At 48.5% G+C, this 22,724-nt stretch carries 25 protein-coding genes; all 25 read right to left on the bottom strand.

Translation table 11 applies throughout. The features are described from left to right. Positions 1–24 precede the first annotated feature (24 nt). Positions 25–558: a chromate transporter gene (locus tag BLT35_RS13965; RefSeq protein WP_062408049.1), complete on the bottom strand. Its 534-nt coding sequence runs from the start codon at positions 556–558 to the stop codon at positions 25–27. Positions 559–576: 18 nt separating this feature from the next. Further along, positions 577–1,227 carry a chromate transporter gene (locus BLT35_RS13960; RefSeq protein ID WP_082660709.1) on the bottom strand — a complete coding sequence of 217 codons (651 nt, stop codon included), beginning with the start codon at positions 1,225–1,227 and terminating at the stop codon, positions 577–579. A 272-nt stretch (positions 1,228–1,499) separates the two neighbouring features. Then, positions 1,500–1,922, bottom strand: coding sequence for a YmaF family protein (locus BLT35_RS13955; RefSeq protein WP_062408047.1), 423 nt, complete (start codon positions 1,920–1,922; stop codon positions 1,500–1,502). Continuing rightward, complete coding sequence (locus BLT35_RS26980; RefSeq protein ID WP_175471989.1) at positions 1,919–2,077, bottom strand: hypothetical protein; 159 nt, start codon at positions 2,075–2,077, stop codon at positions 1,919–1,921. The genes BLT35_RS13955 and BLT35_RS26980 overlap by 4 nt, the downstream gene beginning before the upstream one ends. A 63-nt stretch (positions 2,078–2,140) precedes the next feature. Further along, positions 2,141–2,338, bottom strand: a complete 198-nt coding sequence (locus BLT35_RS13950) for a YwbE family protein (RefSeq protein WP_062408046.1) — start codon at positions 2,336–2,338, stop codon at positions 2,141–2,143. A gap of 476 nt (positions 2,339–2,814) precedes the next feature. Next, on the bottom strand, positions 2,815–3,264 hold the full coding sequence (gene nikR, locus BLT35_RS13940) for a nickel-responsive transcriptional regulator NikR (protein WP_074728475.1): 450 nt from the start codon (positions 3,262–3,264) through the stop codon (positions 2,815–2,817). Between the two features lie 131 nt (positions 3,265–3,395). Then, complete coding sequence (locus BLT35_RS26975) at positions 3,396–3,551, bottom strand: hypothetical protein (RefSeq protein ID WP_162492396.1); 156 nt, start codon at positions 3,549–3,551, stop codon at positions 3,396–3,398. 62 nt (positions 3,552–3,613) lie between these two features. Continuing rightward, a complete protein-coding gene (locus BLT35_RS13935; RefSeq protein ID WP_139170816.1) occupies positions 3,614–4,969 on the bottom strand; it encodes a cytochrome P450 in 1,356 nt (451 codons plus the stop codon). 138 nt (positions 4,970–5,107) lie between these two features. Next, positions 5,108–5,551 (bottom strand): YlbF/YmcA family competence regulator, encoded by a 444-nt coding sequence (locus tag BLT35_RS13930; protein WP_054818157.1) that lies wholly within the window; start codon positions 5,549–5,551, stop codon positions 5,108–5,110. Between the two features lie 27 nt (positions 5,552–5,578). Continuing rightward, positions 5,579–7,057: a tRNA (N6-isopentenyl adenosine(37)-C2)-methylthiotransferase MiaB gene (miaB, locus tag BLT35_RS13925; RefSeq protein WP_062408044.1), complete on the bottom strand. Its 1,479-nt coding sequence runs from the start codon at positions 7,055–7,057 to the stop codon at positions 5,579–5,581. Between the two features lie 95 nt (positions 7,058–7,152). Continuing rightward, complete coding sequence (gene pduL, locus BLT35_RS13920; protein ID WP_062408042.1) at positions 7,153–7,722, bottom strand: phosphate propanoyltransferase; 570 nt, start codon at positions 7,720–7,722, stop codon at positions 7,153–7,155. A 106-nt stretch (positions 7,723–7,828) separates the two neighbouring features. Continuing rightward, positions 7,829–8,695, bottom strand: coding sequence for a 2-oxoacid:ferredoxin oxidoreductase subunit beta (locus BLT35_RS13915; RefSeq protein WP_054818122.1), 867 nt, complete (start codon positions 8,693–8,695; stop codon positions 7,829–7,831). Then, positions 8,683–10,434, bottom strand: coding sequence for a 2-oxoacid:acceptor oxidoreductase subunit alpha (locus BLT35_RS13910; protein WP_074728473.1), 1,752 nt, complete (start codon positions 10,432–10,434; stop codon positions 8,683–8,685). Before BLT35_RS13910 ends, BLT35_RS13915 begins: the two co-directional genes overlap by 13 nt. Before the next feature lie 221 nt (positions 10,435–10,655). Beyond that, complete coding sequence (locus BLT35_RS13905) at positions 10,656–11,600, bottom strand: dipeptidase (protein ID WP_074728471.1); 945 nt, start codon at positions 11,598–11,600, stop codon at positions 10,656–10,658. A gap of 154 nt (positions 11,601–11,754) precedes the next feature. Beyond that, positions 11,755–12,015, bottom strand: a complete 261-nt coding sequence (locus tag BLT35_RS13900) for a stage V sporulation protein S (RefSeq protein ID WP_006286829.1) — start codon at positions 12,013–12,015, stop codon at positions 11,755–11,757. A gap of 118 nt (positions 12,016–12,133) precedes the next feature. Further along, on the bottom strand, positions 12,134–12,928 hold the full coding sequence (locus BLT35_RS13895) for a TIGR00282 family metallophosphoesterase (protein WP_074728469.1): 795 nt from the start codon (positions 12,926–12,928) through the stop codon (positions 12,134–12,136). Positions 12,929–13,013: 85 nt separating this feature from the next. Further along, entirely contained in the window at positions 13,014–14,558 is a 1,545-nt protein-coding gene (rny, locus tag BLT35_RS13890; protein ID WP_062408038.1) for a ribonuclease Y, read from the bottom strand. A gap of 272 nt (positions 14,559–14,830) precedes the next feature. Further along, a complete protein-coding gene (locus BLT35_RS13885; RefSeq protein WP_171005860.1) occupies positions 14,831–15,529 on the bottom strand; it encodes a RecX family transcriptional regulator in 699 nt (232 codons plus the stop codon). 126 nt (positions 15,530–15,655) lie between these two features. Next, on the bottom strand, positions 15,656–16,702 hold the full coding sequence (gene recA, locus BLT35_RS13880) for a recombinase RecA (RefSeq protein WP_062408036.1): 1,047 nt from the start codon (positions 16,700–16,702) through the stop codon (positions 15,656–15,658). A gap of 182 nt (positions 16,703–16,884) precedes the next feature. Further along, a complete protein-coding gene (locus BLT35_RS13875; RefSeq protein ID WP_062408034.1) occupies positions 16,885–18,132 on the bottom strand; it encodes a competence/damage-inducible protein A in 1,248 nt (415 codons plus the stop codon). Positions 18,133–18,174: 42 nt separating this feature from the next. Continuing rightward, positions 18,175–18,762 carry a CDP-diacylglycerol--glycerol-3-phosphate 3-phosphatidyltransferase gene (gene pgsA, locus BLT35_RS13870; protein WP_054818118.1) on the bottom strand — a complete coding sequence of 196 codons (588 nt, stop codon included), beginning with the start codon at positions 18,760–18,762 and terminating at the stop codon, positions 18,175–18,177. Next, positions 18,759–20,087 (bottom strand): 30S ribosomal protein S12 methylthiotransferase RimO, encoded by a 1,329-nt coding sequence (gene rimO, locus BLT35_RS13865; RefSeq protein ID WP_062408032.1) that lies wholly within the window; start codon positions 20,085–20,087, stop codon positions 18,759–18,761. Before rimO ends, pgsA begins: the two co-directional genes overlap by 4 nt. Before the next feature lie 129 nt (positions 20,088–20,216). Further along, positions 20,217–20,708: a YajQ family cyclic di-GMP-binding protein gene (locus tag BLT35_RS13860; RefSeq protein WP_054818117.1), complete on the bottom strand. Its 492-nt coding sequence runs from the start codon at positions 20,706–20,708 to the stop codon at positions 20,217–20,219. A gap of 269 nt (positions 20,709–20,977) precedes the next feature. After that, complete coding sequence (locus BLT35_RS13855; RefSeq protein ID WP_074728465.1) at positions 20,978–21,841, bottom strand: helix-turn-helix domain-containing protein; 864 nt, start codon at positions 21,839–21,841, stop codon at positions 20,978–20,980. 67 nt (positions 21,842–21,908) lie between these two features. After that, positions 21,909–22,691: a DUF3388 domain-containing protein gene (locus BLT35_RS13850; RefSeq protein WP_062408029.1), complete on the bottom strand. Its 783-nt coding sequence runs from the start codon at positions 22,689–22,691 to the stop codon at positions 21,909–21,911. Positions 22,692–22,724 lie beyond the last annotated feature (33 nt).

Below are 22,724 nucleotides of genomic sequence, written 5' to 3'. Positions count from 1 at the left end.
AAAAACGTATTCATTCAGTTATTGTTAAAAGAATGCAATACCGAGCAGTCCTGACAAGACGATCACCGCAAACGGGTGCATCCGGTATTTCAGCAGCGCAATAATACAAAGCGCCATGATAATCAAGGTACCGGCTGTTTGCCAGGAAAGCAAACCGGAACCACCGTTCGGTATGCCAAAGTGAATCGCTGCGTAAATAATCATTCCCGTCACTACAGGCTTTAATCCGTAAAACGTCGCTTTCACCCAATCGGCCTTTTGCACTTTATAAAAGAAAGCGGAAATCAGAATGATAAGCAGCAGAGAAGGAAGAATCATTCCCAGTGTGGAAACCGCCGCTCCGGCGAGACCGGCCGTTTTATAACCTATTAAGGTTGCGCTGTTGGTGGCAATCGGTCCAGGCGACATCCCCGCAAGTGCCACCAGTTCGGAAAATTCCTTTTCGGAAATCCACCCGTATTGAAGAACTTGATGACGGATGACAGGGATCATCGCATAGCCGCCGCCAAACGATACGAACCCGATTTGCAAAAATACATAAAACAAGCTCCAAAGCATAGGGGACACCCCGATCCGTCAAATCCCGTCGGCTATATAATAATCCGCATATTTATAGCCCGTAGATGTCGTAGTTGCTGCAGCTTCTTTATTGTAGCGCACAACAACCCCAAGTTTGTTTTTAATAAGAACAAGTAAATGTCCGATGATGAGCCCGGCGACAATGACAAGCAGAGGGGACAAATGAAACACCAGCAGCAGGACGACCGTACATGCTGCCGTGACCAATGTCGTTCGATCCACCACGGATGATTTGCCCATGTTGTATGCCGAGATGATAATTAACGCCGCAATCGCGCCTTGAATGCCTTGAAATGCCGCAGTTGCTTTTGGATAATCAACCACCTGGCTGAAGCCAAGGCTCAATAAGAACACGATAACGAACGTCGGCAGTGTCATGCCGGCTACCGCCGCCGCAGCTCCCGGAATTCCCGCCAATCGGTACCCGATGAATGCGGCTGCGTTGACCCCGATTCCTCCCGGCGCCGACCCGGCCACCGACAAGACTCCACTCATCTCATCCTGCGTAATCCAGTGCCGCTTATTGATGACTTCCCTTTCGATGGCTGGAATCATCGCGTATCCGCCGCCGAAGGTGACAGGGCCGATTTTGAAAAATGTCCAAAATATATTCGCCCATTGGTTGAAAGTATGTTTCCGGCTTTTCACGAGACTCCCTCCCCGCTTTCCAATATCGTACCTCTATTATACCTAACTTTATTTCAATTTGGAATAATCAATTCGTCTATTTTTGGAATGATGCCAATAAAAACGAAAATTTCTTTCAATTTTATTTAAAATAAATAGTATATAATCCATTTTTATCTAGTGTTTTATCCATAATGGAATAATGTAGGTAAACTCATCAGAATACACTGAATTCGTCGGAATTAAAAAAGACTCGGCCCATGAGCCAAGTCTCTTCTTTCAACACTCTATCCTTACCCCTCTGCAGGTTCGTAGCCGAGTCCGGTTCCGGTAAATCCCTTAAATTCATGGGTATGCGGTTTTATCCGGCTTACCGTAACATAATAGCCTTTTTTGAACTCAAAAGGTTCCTCGTCAACAATAGCGTCTATGTCATGATAATGCGAGCCGTCCGGCAGCGGGATTGCGCAACCTGTCCTTCCGATGAAACGATGAAAGTGTCCGACAGCTACTGAAGTATGACCTTGATATGTATGCACATGCTGATCCGTCGCGCTTCCGTTGACCGGATAAGTAAAAAATTCGACGAGATGGACATGGCCAAGCACGAGTGAGGACCATCCCTGAAACAAATGGGCATGCGAAGGTGGTCTTTCCGGATACAACGGCAGTCCATTACAATGATCCAAAGAGGCTGATCCAGGTCCTTTGCTCATTTGCCCTTTTTACCTGCTATCCAGAAAGCCAAAATCACAAGAGGAATCAAAATAAACCAGGGAATGTTGATTGTACTCCGTGTGATCCATGCGAAGACAAAAACAACAATGAAGCCGATCACAAGGTACAGACACCCTCTGCCGAACGTTTCCATCCGCAAACTCTCCTTCCCTCTGCTGTTTTCATTGTACGCGGGAAGGCTGCAAACTATTTCTATTCAGGGCTTGATGATTTGCTTGACTCGTCCGACTTGGCCGTCTGTCAGCCTCACTTTAATGCCATGCGGATGCACAGATGACTTGGTCAGCAGATCCTTTACGATTCCGCGGGTCAGCTTGCCTGTTCGCTGATCCTGCTTCAGCACAATATCCACTTCCGCACCTGGCGCTATATCTTTACGATTACGTCCGTCCATTGCGTTTACTTAGCCTCCGGCAGAGCAAGCCAGCCATTAAAGATCGCATAGTAAAAGAAGAAGGCGCTAATGAATCCAAGAGCTATGAAAAGAAATCCCAAGGTCTTTTTTTTCTGAAAAAATAGAACAAAGGAAACACTGAAGAAAGAACCCATCACAATCAAGCAAAGCAGCAGTATGATTGTCGCCATGTAACGTATAGACCCCTTTCGGTTGCGGATAGCTGATTTTTGCTTTTGTCTATCAAAATACCACAATTCCGTTCGAAAAAATACTTCGTCCTGCGTTATTCGATGACAAATTTATGAAAGAAGCAAGAGGATTTTTTCCCTAGTGTCCCCTTCTTCACCTATTCTGCTCTTAGCCGACAGCCCGTCAGCCGAACCTCCTTTGCTCCATTCATGGAGCCTACCCTATTTTCATCCCGCGTTCGTAACAAATGAGGACCCGGTTAGCGATAACTCCGGGTCCTTGATTTATGTATGCTGATGCTTTGATCCGGTTGATCCGTGTTCATCCACGTAAGTAACGGATAACTCCGCGTATAAAACGCCCTTTTGCACCTGAATTTTTTGCTTTAACTCTCTTAATTCGGAAAGATTGCCGCGGACAGCGATAATCTCCAGACATTGGTCGTGGTTCAAATGCACATGCATTGTCGAAATAATAGAATGATGATAATCGTGCTGCAGCTCCATCAAATATAAGGGGAGATCCGTCACATGATGATCGTACACCATCACAATCGTTCCCGCCACAAGCTGATCCCCCGGCAGCCCCCCGGGTTCAAGGAGCACTCTTCTCACCAAATCCCGTATCGCTTCAGATCGATTGGTGTAACCTTGGTCCGTAATGTACTGGTCAAACTGCTTAATCAATTCCTCCGGCATCGATACGCCGAACCGGGTTAAAACGTCTTTTTCCACCGGGATTCACCTCATCTCACATCACGCTTACCGCTATATTGTAACACAACTGTCCGACAAGATGAATTCCGGGGACTTTTCCCCCACCCATTCAAAGACCCTCAAGTCTCGAACCGGAGAAGGGTCCATTTTTAGGGTTGCTCTACTTCGTATTGCAAGTCGTTCAGCTCTTCCAATAGCTGCTGTTTCTCCGTTTCCGTGAGAATGGAGTGGGCATTGATTTCATCCATCAGAGCCTTAAGCTCGGCCTCATTGTTCGGGTGTATCGTAAATCTGACGAGATCCACAACAAAGCCTCCTTTCAAGTCTAAATTTTCTGTAAAAAAAGCATATCCGCTTTTCCCGTATTTTATTCCTTTCTTGCTGTCACCACCATTTTCAGGCCGTTCTTAGGTCGAAGTGTCACAAGGGGTTCCGGCCGCACCTCGTGGTGATCGGGCGCTAACCGCAGCTTGTAACGGCTCCCGATGGTTGCAAGAAGCAGCGTAGCTTCCATCAGAGCGAAATGATTGCCGATGCACACCCTTGGACCGCCGCCAAACGGAAAATAGCCAAACTGAGGAATTTGCTTGAGCAAGTCCCCTTCAAACCGCTCTGGAAGAAACCGGTCTGCCTCCTCATAATATTTGGGGTTCCGGTGCATGACGAATTGGCTCATCATCAAGGTGTCGCCCGGCTTGTAAAGGCGTCCGCCAATCTCAACCTCCTTGACCACTTGACGGTTCACGGCCCAGACGGCAGGGTACACCCTCATGGACTCCCAGACGATCTGCCGGGTGTACTTCAATTGGTCTATATCGTCATGTGTCGGCCTGCGGCCGCCCAGCACACGATCCAGCTCTTCATGAAACTTCTGCTCCGCTTCCGGATTCTGAGAAAGCAAATACCAGGTCCAGGACAGCGTGTTTGCCGTCGTTTCATGTCCAGCCAGAAAGATCGTCATCACCTCATCGCGAACCTGCTTATCACTCATCCCCGTTCCCGTTTCTTCGTCCCTGGCCTCCAACAGCATGGACAGCAAATCTTCTCTGTTGGCATCAGGCTTTTTGCGCCGCTCTTCAATAATACCGAGGATGACACGGTCCAGCGTTTGGGCCGACCGCTTAAACTCCACATTACTCTTGGTCGGAATGGATTCCGGAATATCCAAAAACGACGAGGCCTTATGGCTGACATATTTCATCCCGACTTCAATCGCACGGCCGATTTCGTTTATACCGCTTGTAATACCTGTTCCAAACATCGTATGGGTGATGATATCGAGCGTCAGCTGCATCATGTCCTCCGTTACGATGCGCGTCTCGCCGGGCCGCCAGGTCTGCAGCATGTGTTCCGTATAGTCCACCATCGCTTCCGCATACTGGCCGATCCGATCCTTGCGAAAGGAAGGCTGCAGCAGCCTTCGCTGCCGCATATGCTTTTCGCCTTCGCTCGTGAGAATCCCTTCGCCCACAACCGCTTTGGCCGTTTGCAAGCCCTTCGCCTTATGAAATGCGTGCTGCTTGGTAAGCAAAATGTCCTTGATCTGCTCCGGGTCACTGATCAAATAGACATGACGGGACGGCCCAAAGCGAATATACACTACATCTCCGTATTCGCGCTGCACTTTCGTAAGAAAACCCAAAGGGTCTTTTCGAAACGCAAACAAATTACCCGAAAAGGGCAGCCCCTTAGGACCCGGTATAGGATTCATCGTCGTTGACATTTTCGTACTCCTTCCACTTTTTTCTCAATAGTATCTATTTTCCGCTCCAATCATATACCAGACTCTGTAAAATAAAAAGACCGACATGCGCCCTATGACAATGCACAATCGGTCCTATAGTTACATCTTGGTTATATCTTAGTCACTGCAGGAGGAGCTGGTTACCGTTCCTTGCTCAACCGTAATCGTTTCTGAAATCGTATCTCGAATCACTGTCATTACAAGCTGAAGCAGATAGTTGATATCCTCCTGAGACTGCTTGAACTCACTTACGATCGGAATCGCGTCAAGCTCATTTTGCAGTTCCTCGATTTCCTTCTCGATTTTGTCCACCATTTTCTGATTCTGGAAAGTCTCGAAAGCTACGATTTCCTTCTGCTTTTTCTTAATGGCGCTGATCAGTGACTGGATATGATCGTTATTGGCGATCTGCTTCTCAGCCTTTTGAAAAAACTGAACCTCGTTGGAAGTAGACAAAAGTGCCGCAAGCTCCTTCGCTTTGGCCATAATATCCTCACGGACGATTAGATCCTTGTTGTGGTACAATTCCATGCCGCAATTCGTATATTTTTGCTCCGCCATATGCGTCACACGCCCCTAATCTTTAACTTAATGAACTATCGCTTCCTGCACCCATTCGCCTTTGATATAGAACGTCGGGGTTTCTGTAATTTTCACTTGCACAAACTTTCCGATCAACTCCTTCGGCCCTTCAAAATGCACCAGCTTGTTCGTACGCGTGCGGCCGGCCAATACGTTCGGATTGTTTTTGCTCTCGCCCTCAACCAACACTTCAAGCGTTTGGCCCTTCAGCTTCTCGTTGCTGGCCTTACTGAATTCATTAAGGACATTGTTGAGGCGGTATAATCGTTCTTTTTTCACTTGAAGAGGAACATTATCTTCCATATCCGCAGCGGGCGTGCCTTCCCGGGGAGAATAAATGAACGTAAACGCGCTGTCAAAGCCAACTTCACGCACAAGCGAAACGGTTTCCTCGAATTGCTCCTCGGTTTCGCCGGGAAAACCCACGATAATATCTGTCGTCAAGACGACATCGGGGATTGCTTTCTTGATTTTGCTCACCAGCTCCAAATAACGCTCACGCGTGTACTTGCGGCTCATTCGCTTTAAAATTTCGTTGCTTCCCGATTGCACCGGAAGGTGGATATGCTCCATCAGGTTGCCTTTCTTAGCCAGCACCTCGATCAGGTGATCGTCAAAATCGCGCGGATGCGAGGTAGTGAAGCGGACCCGCGGGATATCTATTTTACGGATATCGTCCATCAAATCCCCAAAACGGTAATTGGAATCTTCAAAATCCTTCCCGTATGCATTTACATTCTGGCCGAGCAGCATAATCTCCTTAAAGCCCTGCCGCGCCAAATCGCGTACCTCTGCAATAACATCTTCCGGACGGCGGCTTCGTTCCTTTCCGCGCGTATACGGCACGATACAGTAAGTACAGAACTTGTCGCAGCCGTACATAATGTTGACCCATGCTTTGATTCCTTCGCGCTTCTTAGGCAGGTTCTCGATGATGTCGCCTTCCTTGGACCATACCTCAACAACCATCTCTTTGCTGAACATCGCTTCTTTCACCAGAACAGGCAGGCGATGGATGTTGTGCGTACCGAAAATCAGATCAACGAACGGATGCTTCTTGAGAATGCGGTTCACCACCGCCTCTTCTTGAGACATACAGCCGCAAACGCCGAGCAGCAGCGACGGTTTCTCCGTCTTCAGGTGCTTCAAGTGGCCGAGCTCGCCGAATACCTTATCTTCCGCGTTCTCCCGAACGGCGCATGTATTCAGCAGAATAATATCCGCTTGCCGGCGGTCCTCGGTCGCTCGATAGCCCATCTGCTCAAGCAAGCCCTTGATCGTCTCCGTATCATGCTCGTTCATTTGACAGCCGTACGTTTGAATCAGATAATACTTGTCCTTCCCGAGCTCACGCAGCTCTTCGGGGATGTTGAAATCGTAATGAACCTCAATGTCTTCTTTCCCTCTTTTTTTGGCGTCTGTGAGAGAAGGAGGCTGAAAATATATCGAATAATCTTTCTCGGATTTTTGTTTTGTCGTCGTCATTCCTCGAATTCCTCCTGAACTGCAATTTGCCGCGAAGATCATACCCTTTATTATATCATTAATACGGCATGCATTTCAAAAGAATCCTCCGCATCCTACGACAATATAAAACCGATATCCCCGGTCTTCACGCCCGCGGCGTTGGCTTCATCGGTATCAATGTGCATATCAAGCGCAAATTGATCTGAAACACGGGCGATAACCTGCTCGAATGTAACCGCGCGTTCCCCCTCAATCCGAACGGTCAGCTTCTGTTTATCCGTAATGCCCCACTTGGCCGCATCGTCTGTATGAAAATGAATATGTCTTGCCGCTACAATAACCCCCTCCTCCAGTTCGACCTCCCCGGCAGGGCCAATAACTCTGATCCCCGGCGTTCCCTCAATATGCCCCGATTCTCTTACAGGCGGGTCGATCCCCAGTGTAAAGGCATCGGTTCGGGATATTTCCAGCTGCGATCGACTGCGCGCCGGACCAAGAATGCGGACCTTATCTATTTGCCCTTTGGGGGTAACGACAGTAACCGTTTCTTTTGCCGCAAACTGTCCGGGCTGCGACAGCTCTTTCAGCACTTGAAGTTCATAATCCGGACCGAACAGCAGCTTAATATGCTCCTTCGATAAATGAATATGTCTTGCGGACACACCGATAGGCACCTGCTTCATACCCTACACTCCTTTTTCTTCCGCCTGCACTTCTCTTCACATTATACCCAACCCAAGCGAAAAAAGCATACGGCCAGCGCCGTATGCTTTAATAAAGTTCGGAAAATTATTTAAATTCAGCCACCAATTTTTCAAAATCTTGTTCGCTGATCTTCAAGTCTTGCTTAGCAAGTCCTTCTGGCTTAAAGCCGGCGACCAAATTCTCATAGCTCTTTTTGGTTTTATCTTGATAGATCAAACCGGTAACCAGGCTGTTGGTTTCCATGATCTTGGTCATTGCTGCAATACGATTGGACGGATCGTAATCCGGCGTCTCCTCCAGATCAACGATATGCTCTTTGAACCACTCATAGGTATTCACTTTATTGAATGTAACACATGGGCTGAATACGTTGATAAAGGAGAAGCCTTCATGTTTAATTCCTTCTTCGATCAACGTAGTCAACTGCTTCAAGTTACTCGAGAACGATTGACCTACGAACGTTGCGCCTGCAGCCAGAGCCACTTCCAGCGGGGACAGTGCGGATTCGATCGAACCTGAAGGGGTCGATTTCGTCTTGAAGCCCTCAGCGCTGCGCGGAGAAGTCTGACCTTTGGTCAAGCCGTAAATTTGGTTGTCCATGACAATGTAGGTAATGTTAATGTTACGGCGGATCGCATGAACCGTATGACCCATACCGATGGCAAAACCGTCGCCGTCGCCGCCTGCCGCGATAACGGTCAATTCGCGGTTAGCCATTTTCAAGCCTTGTGCGATAGGAAGCGAACGTCCGTGAACACCATGGAACCCATAAGCATTAATGTAACCGGAAATCCGGCCGGAGCAGCCGATCCCTGAGACAACGGCAAGCTGTTCCGGTTCCAGACCGACATTGGCAGCCGCTCTTTGAATCGCCGCCTGTACGGAGAAGTCACCACAGCCCGGGCACCAGTTCGGTTTGATATTGTTGCGGAAATCTTTTAACGTTGCCATACAAGGTTCAACTCCTGACAGTATTTTGTGATTTCAGCCGGCAAGAATGGGTTACCGTCATATTTCAGCATGCTCTTGATTTTATCGGCATAGCCTACGTTAAGTTTGATCAGAGAAGCCAGTTGGGCCGTTGCGTTGTTCTCAATGACAATAACGTTTTTCGCTTTTTCAATATAAGGCTTCAGTTCCTCAGCCGGGAACGGATGAAGCAGGCGAACCGTGATGTGGTTCGAGGTGATGCCTCTGCCGTTCAAACGGCCTCTGGCTTCGTCGATCGTTCCGCCGGTGGATCCCATACCGATGATCAGGAGATCCGGATTTTCATGCTGAGCATCCACTTTGATCGGATCGGTTACTTTCACATGCTTCAACTTAGCCATCCGTTTGTCCATCATCTTTTTGCGGTTTACCGGGCTTTCGGACGGACGGCCGTCTTCAGCATGCTCTACCCCTGTCACGTGGTGAATGCCATACTTTTGACCAGGCAGCGAACGAGGGGAAATGCCGTTCTCAGTGAAAGCATAGCGCTTGAACATTTGATGCTCTGCAAGCTGCGGCAGATCGCCTGTTTGCAATTCTCCGCGGTTAATTTGAATTCTATTGTAGTCGAGCAGTTCGCTCGTTTGTTTGCCCAGCGACAATTGAAGGTCTGTAAGCAAAATGACAGGACATTGATAAATTTCAGCCAGGTTAAACGCCTCAATCGTATCGTAGAAGCATTCTTCAATGGTAGAAGGAGACAATACGATTTTCGGAATTTCACCATGTGTCCCGTGAATCATGGCCAACACGTCGGATTGCTCTTGTTTGGTAGGAAGTCCCGTACTCGGACCGCCGCGCTGCGTATCGACGATAACGACAGGCGTTTCCGTCATACCGGCAAGACCGATCGCTTCCATCATCAGAGACAAGCCGGGGCCAGCCGATGCCGTTAATGCGCGAACCCCGCCGTAATTGGCTCCAATCGCCATCGTACAGGCCGCAATTTCATCCTCGGTTTGAATGACCGTACCGCCAAATTTCGGCAGCGTCTTGATCAGATATTCCATGATCTCGGAAGCCGGGGTGATCGGATAAGCAGGCATGAATCGGCAGCCTGCGGCTACTGCGCCTAGACCAATAGCATCGTTACCGATCATGAACAGCTTCGTTTTGCCATCTGCAGGCTCCAATTGAAACTCCGGAAGAGGACCGCCCGTAAGTTCAAGCACAAATTCCGCCGCTTTACGAACCGCTTCTACGTTCTTTTCAACAACAGCCGCGCCCTTGCGTCCGAACTCTTCTTCCACCGCTTTATTAAATACTTCGAGAGGCAAACCGAGCAGTGCCCAGGATGCGCCCGAAGCAGCCATATTCTTAAACAAGGAAGTGCCCAATTCTTCAGCGATTGCCGTAATCGGAACCGGGAACAATCTGGCTTTCACGCCTTCAGGAACTACCGGATTTACTTTTGCATCGGCAATAATGACGCCGTTCTCACGCAGCTCGTGCGCATTCAAATCAATCGTCTCTTGGTCAAAAGCTACGAGTATGTCCAAATCGTCAGAAATGGCTCGAATCGGTTTTGTACTGATTCTGATTTTGTTGTTTGTGTGCCCGCCCTTAATCCGCGAGGAAAAATGACGGTAGCCGTACAAGTAGTACCCAAGTCTGGTCAATGCCGTGGAAAAAATTTTATCGGTACTTTCCACGCCTTCCCCCTGTTGTCCTCCGACCTTCCAAGATAATTGGCTAATCACCGTTGTCCACTCCTTTTAAATTCGCTGACGCTGCAGCTTGACACTAAAACGCTTGTGAAGCGAGATAAAAAATTTTTCTCACCTGTCAAACAAATTTTATGCCGTAAAGCATTAAAAAGCAAGGGTTTAGAGCATTTTTTAAAGATAGTTATTTTAGATTAAATCCATATCAATTTGAGAATGTATTAGTTGTCTTATATCTATAAAAAAGATGTTAAATTTCAGTGAATGGGAAGGTGTTGACTCAAAAATGTGTGCCAGTTCTTATAAAAGAATCCTTCTATTTGCTCTTTTGTGAACTTTTTGTAAAGCGCTTCAGCCAAACGGTCATATTGGCCAGTATGCTCCAGGCCCGGAATGTGACGGTCTATCCCGTCAAAATCCGAACCCAGCACAAGCTGGCGTTCACCGCCTAACGCACAAATATATTCCATATGCCTTACGACATCGTCAACGCTTGCCTTCCCGCTGCTTTCCACGAACCATGGTACAAATGTCACTCCGATCCGCCCGTCCACACGAATCAAAGCTCTGATCTGCTCATCGTCCAGATTTCTGGGATGTCCGCACAACCTCTTGACGTTGGAGTGCGTGGCTACGAACGGCTTGGCGGAAGCTGCCGCCAAATCCCAAAATGCCGCTTCCGACAAGTGGGACACATCCAATAGGATGCCCAGATCATTGCAATCTTTAATAAAGCTTTTTCCTTTGCGGGTAAACCCGCCTTGCCGGGGTTCCAGCACCCCGTCCGCCGCCCAATTCGCATAATTCCATGTCACTCCGATCATGCGAACCCCCAGGTGATAAAGAGTACGCGTATAAAGGGGGTTTCCGTAAAGGGCATCGGCACCTTCCAATGTCAGCAGCGCTCCGGGAACACGGCCGTTCATGACCAATTCCAGATCCCCGCGGGTTTTGACGGCCTGTATAAGACCGCTGCGAACGATCTTTTGATAAAAAATATTTATATACTCCAAATAATGGTCAAAATGAGGCTGAGTTATACGTTCAGGCAAATAAATTGCAAAACATTGCAGCTTTACATTGGAATGAAGCATTCTGGAATAGGTAACATCCATCGGCGAGGTATGAACGTCGTAAAAGTCGATTTCCGGATCCAAGTACATTTTTAACAGCACATCGCAGTGCCCGTCGATCACCTTCATCAGCTTTTCCTCCCTGGCTCAACATAGAATAAACTCCTGCACGGAGTCCGTTCAAAAGATGCCCAACCCTTTACAGACTCCGCCTTCTAGACAAAAAACACCTGTCTACAACGTAAACAGGTGTTCTGGCGCAACCGTATATGCACTTTTTATTTTACCTTGGTTCTACAATCAATTTAATGGCCGTCCGATCTTCCCCGTCAATTACAATATCTGTAAACGCTGGTATGCAGATCAAGTCAACCCCGCTGGGAGCCACAAATCCTCGAGCTATGGCTACGGCTTTGATCGCTTGGTTCAGAGCGCCCGCCCCGATGGCCTGGAGCTCAGCAGCCCCGCGTTCACGCAGCACTCCGGCGAGTGCGCCGGCAACGGAATTTGGGTTGGATTTTGCTGAAACTTTTAATACTTCCATGAAAAGTACCTCCTCGGGAATGATGATTGCTTCCAGTACTATTCATATTCTAGGAATTTCCCGATAATTCCTTCTCTCTGAAGATGGGCCGTCAATTCCTTCTTTTTCATAGCCTGGTTTATTCGAGGAGTACTCCGTCTTCATCCATCCGAATCAGTTGAATTTTTTTACCCAGCCCGCTTGCCGGATCCAAATCGATGCAAGCCGCGTGGAAATGCCATTTTCCTTCATCCACTACAAACCGGACTGGCAGCTGCGTTTTGAATTTTTGAAGCACGGCATTACGCTCCATACCAAGGATGCCGTCTCTCGGACCGACCATCCCTACATCCGTTACATAAGCCGTACCGAGCGGAAGTATACGTTCGTCGTTCGTCTGTACATGCGTGTGCGTACCTACAACAGCCGTCACTTTCCCGTCAAGATGCCAGCCCATAGCCAGTTTTTCCGACGTGGCTTCGGCATGAAAATCGACTAAAATATACTTGGTTCTTTTCTTTGCTTGCTCCACCAATTCGACGGCTTTTTCAAAAGGGCAGTCGAGCGGCGGCAAAAAGGTGCGTCCTTGCAGATTAATAATGGCAAGCTCCTGATCCTTCACCTTAATGAACGACATCCCCCGGCCCGGCGTTCCCTTTGGAAAATTGGCGGGACGAACCATTCGGTCTTCCTTGTCGATGAAATCGTATATTTCCTTTTGATCCCACGTATGGTTTCCCATCGTTATCCCTTGCACGCCAAGCTCAAGAAACTCTTTGGTAATTGCCGAAGTAATTCCCCGGCCGGCCGCGGCATTCTCTCCATTGGCAATAATCCAGTGAGGGTTGTATTTTGTTTTCAGCTTGGGCAAACATGTTTTGAGCGCCTTACGTCCGACGGAACCGACGATATCGCCAATAAATAAAATTCGAATGACTTTCTCCTCCTGCCTGATTTCGGTTCGTTATGTAATTAAAGAGAAGTGGCTTTTCAGCCACTTCTCCTCTAGTGTATGCAAATTATTTGGCATATTCTACAGCACGTGTTTCTCGGATAACCGTTACTTTGATATGACCCGGGTAATCCAACTCGCTTTCAATCTTCTTCGTGATGTCTCTGGCCAAACGGAACGCTTCTGTATCATCGATCTTCTCCGGCTGAACCATGACGCGAACCTCACGGCCTGCTTGAATCGCATACGATTTTTCTACGCCCTCGAACGACTCGGAAATTTCTTCAAGCTTCTCGAGACGCTTGATATACGTTTCGAGCGTTTCCCTGCGAGCTCCCGGTCTGGCGGCGGAAAGAGCGTCTGCCGCACCGACAAGCATGGCGATGACCGATGTGGCTTCACAGTCGCCGTGGTGCGATGCGATACTATTGATCACCACAGGATGTTCTTTGTATTTCTTTGCAATTTCGACACCGATTTCTACGTGAGAACCTTCGACCTCATGATCAAGCGCCTTGCCGATGTCATGAAGAAGTCCGGCACGCTTCGCCAATGTCACGTCTTCTCCCAGTTCTCCAGCCATCAGCCCGGTCAGATATGCAACTTCCATCGAGTGTTTCAGTACATTCTGGCCATAGCTTGTACGGAATTTCAGGCGTCCCAAAATTTTGATCAAATCCGGATGGAGTCCGTGGACGCCGGTTTCGAACGTAGCTTGCTCGCCGTATTCGCGAATGCGCTCGTCGACTTCCTTGCGGGACTTCTCCACCATTTCCTCAATACGGGCCGGATGGATTCGTCCGTCGGCTACCAGCTTTTCAAGCGATGTTCTGGCAATTTCCCTTCGGATCGGGTCAAAACCGGACAAAATAACCGCTTCCGGCGTATCATCGATGATTAAATCGATGCCCGTAAGTGTTTCCAGAGCCCGGATGTTACGACCTTCACGACCGATGATGCGGCCTTTCATCTCTTCATTCGGCAGAGCTACAACCGATACGGTAGTTTCAGCCACGTGATCGGCGGCGCATCTCTGGATGGCCAGCGTGATGATTTCTCTGGCTTTCTTGTCGCCTTCTTCTTTGGCCTGTTGTTCAATTTCTTTAATTAACTGTGCGGATTCGTGACGAACCTCCTGCTCAACGTTAGTCAAGATGATGTTCCTGGCTTCTTCCATCGTCAGTGTGGAAATCCGCTCTAGTTCGGCAACCTGATCTTTATAAATCTGATCAATTTGCACTTGGGTTTCTTCGATTCGCTTCTCCTTGTTGGCAATCTGCTCTTCTTTTTTCTCAAGAGATTCTAATTTTTTATCCAGCGATTCCTCTTTTTGCAACAATCGTCTCTCTTGTCGTTGAGTTTCATTCCGACGGTCACGAATGTCTTTTTCAGCTTCGGTTCTGAGCTTGTGAATCTCGTCTTTCGCTTCCAGAACCATTTCTTTCTTCAGTGCTTCCGCCTCTTTGCGAGCATTATCAATAATTTGTGCGGCAGCTTGTTCAGCACTGGAAATCTTCGCCTCTGCAAGGGACTTGCGGATAAAATAACCAATCCATAAGCATAGAGCACCAACAACGAGAACAATCAGGATCCAGATGACTGAGTCTTGCATCCAGTTCACCTCCTCGTTGTTTCTCCAAGGGGTAAGCTTGGGATAATCAGGTTTTTTATCCATTTTACAAGCGCTAGGAAAAAGTAAAAATTGGCGATTTTACTTTGTGAATATTCCCTTTGGCTGGTGGGGAAGATTCTTGTGTATAAAGTTTATACATAAACATTTTATCTTTTGAGAAAGAAGCTTGTCAAGAAGATTGTCGTTTTCTTGAATTTTGATATACCACATTAATTATTAAAGTCATTTAATAATTGGATGAAAACTTCATCCTAATCTTCGTCTATATCCGGTTCATTCCGCTCTTCTTCTTGCCCCTGGACAGGCAAACGGTTCAGTACTTTGCTCACTACCGCCCCCGGGTAACCTCTGCGTTGAAGAAATCCTGCAATTTTGCGCCGGGCTTTAAGGGCATCCTTCTCCAGCTCAGCACCGTACCGCTTCATCGTCAACTGATAGGCTATCCGGTACTCTGTCTCTTCATCTACCTGCTCCAAGGCCTCTGTGATATGTACTTTATCAATCCCTTTTTGCTGAAGCTCCTGTTTAATCCAGCGTCTCCCTTTTTTCTGCGACTCCAGCCGCTGCTTGGTCAACTGCTCCGCAAACAGCGAATCGTTCAGGTAACCTTCCTTCCGGAGACGTTCAACCGTCAGTTGATAGATTTCGGGCGAATACCCTTTTTGCTTGAGACGCGTCAGCAGCTCATGTTCGGAGCGCAGCCGGCTGGACAACAGCCGGATTGCGTCAAGATAGGCTTTGTGAACCTCTTCCTCGTACAATATGTGCTGCAGCCGGGAAGCATCGACGACTTCCCCTTTCAGAAGCCGATGCTTGACCAGGACATCTTCATGTACGGAAAAAGCAAACTTTTCGTCAATAAACAGGTTATAACGCTGTCTGGATCTCCGCTGCTGTTCAACTTTGGTGATGACTCCCGGTGCCAGACATTCGTCTGTATGATCCGTCACCTGTAACACGCTCCTTACAAACGGCAAGGACACCTTTCACTCATCGTAAAGGTGCCCTTGCCCTGGTTGGTGAAATCGCTATGTGCAATCTACCGGCGCATCGGAGTAGCTGATGTGACGTGGAGGTTATTCAAAAGGTACGGCGAAATCCTCTTCTTCCTCTTCATCCATGTTCGCTCCAACCGAAGTGACCAGATTGCTGTTATCCCGGATCTGCTTTTCGATCTCATCCGCAATGTTCTTGTTCTCCTTCAAGAACTGCTTCGCATTCTCCCGTCCTTGACCAAGCCGATCATTGTTATAAGAGTACCATGCACCGCTCTTCTGGATGATATCCATCTCGGTTGCAATATCTATGATGCTGCCCTCTCTGGATATGCCTTCGCCATACATGATATCAATCTCTGCCTGCTTGAACGGAGGGGCTACTTTGTTCTTGACCACTTTAATCCGCGTGCGGTTCCCGACCATATCATTTCCCTGCTTAATCGTCTCCACGCGGCGCACATCGAGGCGAATCGAAGAATAAAACTTCAGGGCTCGTCCGCCCGGTGTCGTCTCCGGGTTTCCGAACATTACGCCGACCTTCTCCCGCAGCTGGTTGATGAAGATGGCTATCGTCTTCGATTTGTTAATGGCTCCGGACAGCTTGCGCAGCGCCTGAGACATTAAGCGAGCCTGCAGCCCGACATGGGAATCCCCCATCTCTCCTTCGATCTCGGCCTTTGGTACAAGTGCCGCTACAGAGTCAATAACAATGATGTCGACCGCTCCGCTGCGCACGAGCGCTTCCGCGATCTCGAGCGCTTGTTCGCCTGTGTCCGGCTGGGACAGCAGCAGTTCATCAATGTTGATGCCAAGCTTGCTGGCATACAGCGGGTCCAAAGCATGCTCCGCATCGATGAAGGCAGCCGTCCCCCCTACCTTCTGCACCTCGGCAATGGCATGCAGTGCTACCGTTGTTTTACCGGAAGATTCCGGTCCGTATACCTCTATAATTCTACCTCGAGGAAAACCACCGATCCCCAGGGCTATATCCAATGCAAGCGAACCGCTAGGAATCGTCTCCACCTGCATATGGGCAGATTCACCCAATTTCATAATGGATCCTTTACCAAACTGTTTCTCAATTTGACGTAGTGCATTCTCCAAGGCTGCGCGCCGGTCTGTCAAGAGACTCACTTCCTTTTTCATATTCGTATAATTACATCATAGCGGGTTTTTCACCCGTTGCCAAGCTGTTTTTCGAACATACATTCGCATGTGGAACAAAAGAAAAACCGTAACAAAGGTTGTGGGCTTGTTACGGTACTTCCGCTATAATGTATTATACCTGATTTTCCGAATGGTGGCAACTATGACTTTAAAAGTTTCCAGAGATGGTAGAGCGAACTTTTGGATGCTCTCAGCTTTATCGTCTCCCGGTTGCCGGACTGCTGCAGCTTGACGACAGAGGCTTTCTCCCCCCGCCTGGCAATGCCTACGTAAACGAGTCCGATGGGTTTTCCCTCCGATTCGCCCGGGCCGGCAACGCCGGTAATAGAAACGCCATAGTCGGCTCCGGTCAGCTCCGCTACATTCTCGGCCATAGCGGCGGCGGTTTCTTCACTGATCGCGCCCGGCGCCCCGTCGCCCTCCAGCTGCTCCATAGGAATCTTCAAAAGCTTATGTTTCGCTGTATTCGAATAGCTGATGATACCTCCTACAAACGCATCCGAGCTGCCGGGAACGGAGGTCAGCATGTCGCTCAATTGCCCGCCCGAACAGCTCTCCGCTACGGCCAGCTTCTTGCCTTGCGAGGCCAGCGTCTGCAGGATATGCTGCTCCAAAGAAATATCCTCCGCCGCATAAATGTATTCGCCAAGCCTGCTGCGGATCTCCTGTTCCAGCGGCTTAAGCCTTCCGGCCGCTTCATCGGCCGACGCCGCCCGGGTCGTAAGACGAATGGCCACCTCCCCTTCTTTGGCGTAAGGAGCGATCGTCGGATCGGACTGGGCTTCAATCAGATCGATCAGCGCATGTTCAAGTGACGATTCACCGATTCCTGCAAATTTCAGCATCAAAGAATAAAGAGGCTGTACATGATCCATCTTGGACTCGATCCATGGGCGTGCATAACGATCAAACATCGGCTTCATTTCTTTTGGGGGGCCCGGCAGCAGAATATAATGCGTTCCCTCATGCGTCACGGCGTTGCCGACCGCAAGTCCCGTATCGTTGGCAAGAGGATCGCTATGCTCGAGCATGAGCGCCTGACGCATGTTGCTCTCAACCATGGGAATTCCCCGGCCTTCAAAGAGAGTCTTCATCTTGTCCAGCGACGGCTGATGAATCACCAGGCTTTGTCCGAGCACCTCGGCAAGGACGTCTTTTGTCAGATCATCCTGCGTTGGACCAAGCCCGCCTGTGCATATAATTAAATCCACGCGACTTTTGGCAAGGCGCAGCGCTTCTTTTATCCGTGAAGCGTTATCGCCTACTACCGTCTGAAAATAAACGCCGACACCGATATCCGCAAGTCCGCGTGCCAAATATTGTGCATTCGTATTCACAATCTGTCCCATCAGCAGTTCGGTTCCGACGGCAATAATTTCCGCTTTCATAATACGTTTCGCCTCCAAATAAAACAAAAACAATAGGAACACCTACTGTTTTTGTTCGTCAAAGTTGAGCACATGCTTATTTTTAACAAAGTAATCGATACCCGAATAAACGGTAATAATTGCGGCGATCCAGCTGGTGACAACGTCAAACGGGAAATCGATGAAAGCGAATGGAAAATTGTTCAGGAGCAGTGCGATAATCGCCGTTATTTGCGCCGCTGTTTTCCATTTTCCCCACTTGCTTGCCGCCATGACGATGCCTTCAAGCAGCGCAATTTGACGAAGGCCCGTGACGGCGAACTCGCGGCTGATGATGACAATGACAATCCACGCCCCAAGCTTATCCATCTCCACCAGGGAAACCAGAACGGCAGACACCAAAAGCTTATCCGCGAGCGGGTCCAGAAGCTTGCCGAGATTCGTGACAAGCTTCCGTTTCCTGGCAATGTAGCCGTCGAGACTATCCGTACTCGCAGCCACGATAAAGATCAGCGCCGCGATAATCTGGTTATACGTAATGCTGAACTGATCGATCCGGATGTGGGGAAATTTCACATTAACGAGCAAAAAGAACATAATGATCGGGACTAAAAATATTCTCGCCAACGTGATCCGGTTGGCCAAATTCATGCCACGACCTCCCCGGACAAGTCAAATTCGAATGAATGGGTAATTCTTACCTTCGCAATTTCGCCGATTTCAAGCTTCGTCCCGCGGGCAAATACCTCGCCGTCGATTTCCGGAGCATCGTACATGGAGCGGCCTACATAGACATCGCCCCTGCCGTCATATTTCTCAATCAAGACATCGATGACTTGACCGATCCGGCTGCTGTTTCTCTCGCTTGAGATTTCCCTCTGGATTTCCATCAGCACGTTCGCGCGGTATTCCTTCACCTCATCAGGGACTTGATCAGGCAGACGCGAAGCCGGCGTATCTTCTTCCTGCGAATACGTAAATACCCCAAGACGGTCAAATTGAACTTCGCGGATAAACGCCTTCAGATTCTCAAAATCCTCTTCGGTCTCACCCGGGAAGCCGACTATGATGGACGTACGAAGCGACACTCCTGGAATACGTTCACGGATTTTTCGAATCAATTCGCGAGCGTCACGCTGCCGGCCCGGCCGGCGCATCCGCTTCAGGATACGGTCCTCGCTGTGCTGCAAAGGCATATCCACGTATTTGCATACCTTTGGATTATTGGCAATCACGTCGATCAGTTCGTCCGTGAAAAAGCCGGGGTATGCGTAATGAAGCCTTACCCACTCGATGCCAGCAACCTCGCTTACCTTGTTCATTAGTGTAGGAAGCATGAACTTGTCATAAAGATCCGTACCGTAATTGGTGGAATCCTGAGCAATCAGACTGATCTCCTTTACACCTTGAGCGGCAAGCTGTTCCACTTCGGCAAGAATCGACTCCATACTGCGGCTTCGAAACTTTCCGCGCATGATCGGAATACTGCAGAATGTACAGGCGTTATCGCATCCCTCCGCAATCTTTACATAGGCTGTATAACGAGGCGTGGTTAAACGTCTCGGCAGTTTCTGCTCATAGTTGAATACCGGATTTCCTACCATAACCGGTTTTTTGCCTGACAACGCCTTATCGACAATATCGTTGATTTTGTCAAAATCACCGGTTCCGACAATCCCGTCGATCTCCGGCATCTCATTCATCAGCTCTTCCTTGTACCGCTGCGTCAAACAGCCCGATACGATCAACGCTTTCAATTTGCCGGTTTGCTTCAGTTCAGCCATATCCAATATCGTATTCACCGACTCCTCTTTCGCCGCATCGATGAATCCGCATGTATTGACAATAATGACCGTAGCTTCTTCCTTTTCCGATACCAAACTGTAACCACGTTCGTGAATAAGACCGGACATGATTTCGGAGTCAACCAAATTTTTCTCACAGCCCAGGGTTACTACTTTAACTTTCTCTGTCATGTAACATCCTCCACCTGTTCCTTCTCAACGACTAGTTACAAGTATAATATAACCGTTTAAAGAGTGTCAAAATCATAAAAAGCCTTACGAATGCTTTTGTCCGTAAGGCAATCCGCACGTCTTCGGCGCTTACCTGAAATTGATGAATTGCAATTCAAGCGGCAAATCGGCTTTCCGGAGCAGCTGCATGACCTGCTGCAAATCATCCTTGCTCTTCCCGCTTACCCGAATCTGATCTCCCTGAATCTGGCTTTTTACTTTCAGCTTGGAGTCGCGAATCAGCACATTGATTTTTTTAGCATTGTCCTGATCGATGCCTTGCTTCAACTTGATCTTCTGGCGGACCGTTCCCGATGCAGCCGGTTCCACCTTGCCATAGTCCAAATTTTTCAAAGAGATGCCCCGTTTGGCCATCTTGGAATGAAGAATGTCGAGTACATTCTGAAGCTTGAACTCATCGTCGGATATGACGACCAGTTCCTCCTTCTCGAGAGCTATACTGCTCTTGCTCCCCTTGAAATCGAATCGTGTGGCGATTTCTTTTTCCGCCTGATGAATGGCATTGTTCAGTTCCTGGATATCCAATTTGGATACGATGTCGAATGAATTTTCGCTGCTCATGCATGATCTCTTCCTTTCTTGACATTCTGTACCAAGAAAACCGCCGCTAATCACAGTCCGTCATCTTGGCAAAAGATTCCGACAGAAGCTTTTCTTAATCATAACAAAAAAGACACCTTCAGCACAAAGCCTACGAGTGTCTTCAGCTGTATAATATGTGCAAATCCAAACCATAAATAGCCAATGGCGTAATCCCCTTATGCTTACACTGCCGCAGAATCGCGGCTGCCTCTCCATGATAACCGTTCACGCTCAGGCGGCAATCCAGGCTAAGAAGGCTGCAGGTCGATCTGAATTCGTTTGACATTCGCTTCGTCCCCTACATTAATCGGGATGCCGTTGATCTTCAATTCCACAGCACTGGCTCTTCCCAAAACCAATCGCGCGGTATCCGGAACGGTCCACGTTTGCGTATTTCCGTTCAGGAAGTTTTGCGAAGCGAGCACTTTCTTCTCATGGCCCGCGGACTCCACCTCAACCCAGCACTTCTCGCCGGTCACCGTCATTTCGATATTCAGCTCCTGCACTCCCGCTACCGAGTAATAATCGGTGTTTTTCTCGCTTTTGACCAGCTTTACTTCGCTTTTTGGAGGTTCAGGCTGCACGGGCACCTGTGCAGGCGTTTGCTGCGCTGCAGCTCCCGTCTTGGCATTGGCGTCCCCATCGACTTCCGCCGTCTGGGGAGCGGGCGCTACCTTATCGGTAATCGTCTTGGGCAAATCGTCCGAGGCATCTTTGGAGCCGCCGCTATAATTAAGATTAACAAAATAATAGATAATCCCCAGGATCAGCACGACAAAGGAAATCACCATTAGGTTAGAGGCCCATTTGCCAATCCATTCCGTGTTACGGGTCGTCCGCTTGCTGCGGATCGGTTCAGTCATTGGCTCAGGCTCAAGAGACGGAATTACATTTTGATAAAGCTTCAGCACCTCGTTCGGATCCAGACCGACAGCTTCGGCGTAGCTTTTAATGAACGCCCGTACATAAAAATTCCCGGGCAGTACCTTATAGTTGCCATCTTCGATGGCTTCCAGATACCGCTTGCGAATCTTAGTCGTCTCTTGTAAATCATCGAGCGATATTTTATTTTCCAGTCTGGCTTTTTTTAACATCTGACCAAGATCGGACACGTTGTCACTCCTTTCAAGAACAGTGGAAGCAACCTTATGGACAGACGCCAGCTCGCGTCAACCATGCTTAATAATCGTCGATCCCTGATGTAAAGATCTCATATGAAATTTCTTCATCCGGCGTATTGCGAAGCTCGACGATACAGTCGAAATGATCATACGTATATTCGGACTCACGGATAAAAATATCCGGATGCTCAATGACTTTGGTGGACGGCATAGCCATAATTTCCTGCAGGAGAGCATAATGTTTCTCGTTGGAACGCAGGGTCGACACAATACCGTCAATAATAAACACGTTGTTCGGATTCATCTCTTCTTCGGACAGCTGGCTGCGCACGGTTTGGCGAAGCAAGGTAGAGGAAACAAAGGTCCACCTTTTGTTCGAGCATACGCTGCCCGCAATGATCGATTCCGTTTTGCCTACTCTCGGCATGCCTCGTAATCCTACGACATGGTTTCCCTCCCGCTTAAATACTTCGCCAAGGAAATCCACTAACAGTCCAAGTTCATCCCGAGTGAAACGGAACGTTTTGCGGTCGTCCGAATCCCGTTCAATATAACGGCCATGCCGTACCGCTAAAATATCAACCAGCTTCGGCGTGCGCAAAGCTGTTATAGTTATATTATCCACTTTTTTCAGCATTTTACCCATTAATTCTACTTTTTCTTCATCTTTTGTTTGCAACAGCATCCCGCGGGTCCGGTCTTCCACCCCGTTGATCGTAACGATATTGATATCAAGCATCCCCATTAAAGATGCGATATCTCCCAAAAGTCCCGGACGGTTTTTATGTATTTTGTACTCCATATACCATTGTTTAATCTCTTGATTTACTTCTATTGTCATGAGTTTATTCTCCGATCCGTAATTTTTGCAACT

Source organism: Paenibacillus naphthalenovorans, assembly GCF_900099895.1.
Taxonomy (GTDB): domain Bacteria; phylum Bacillota; class Bacilli; order Paenibacillales; family NBRC-103111; genus Paenibacillus_G; species Paenibacillus_G naphthalenovorans.
Note: the sequence above shows the minus strand (reverse complement) of the source record. Positions and strands in the feature narration are given on the sequence as shown.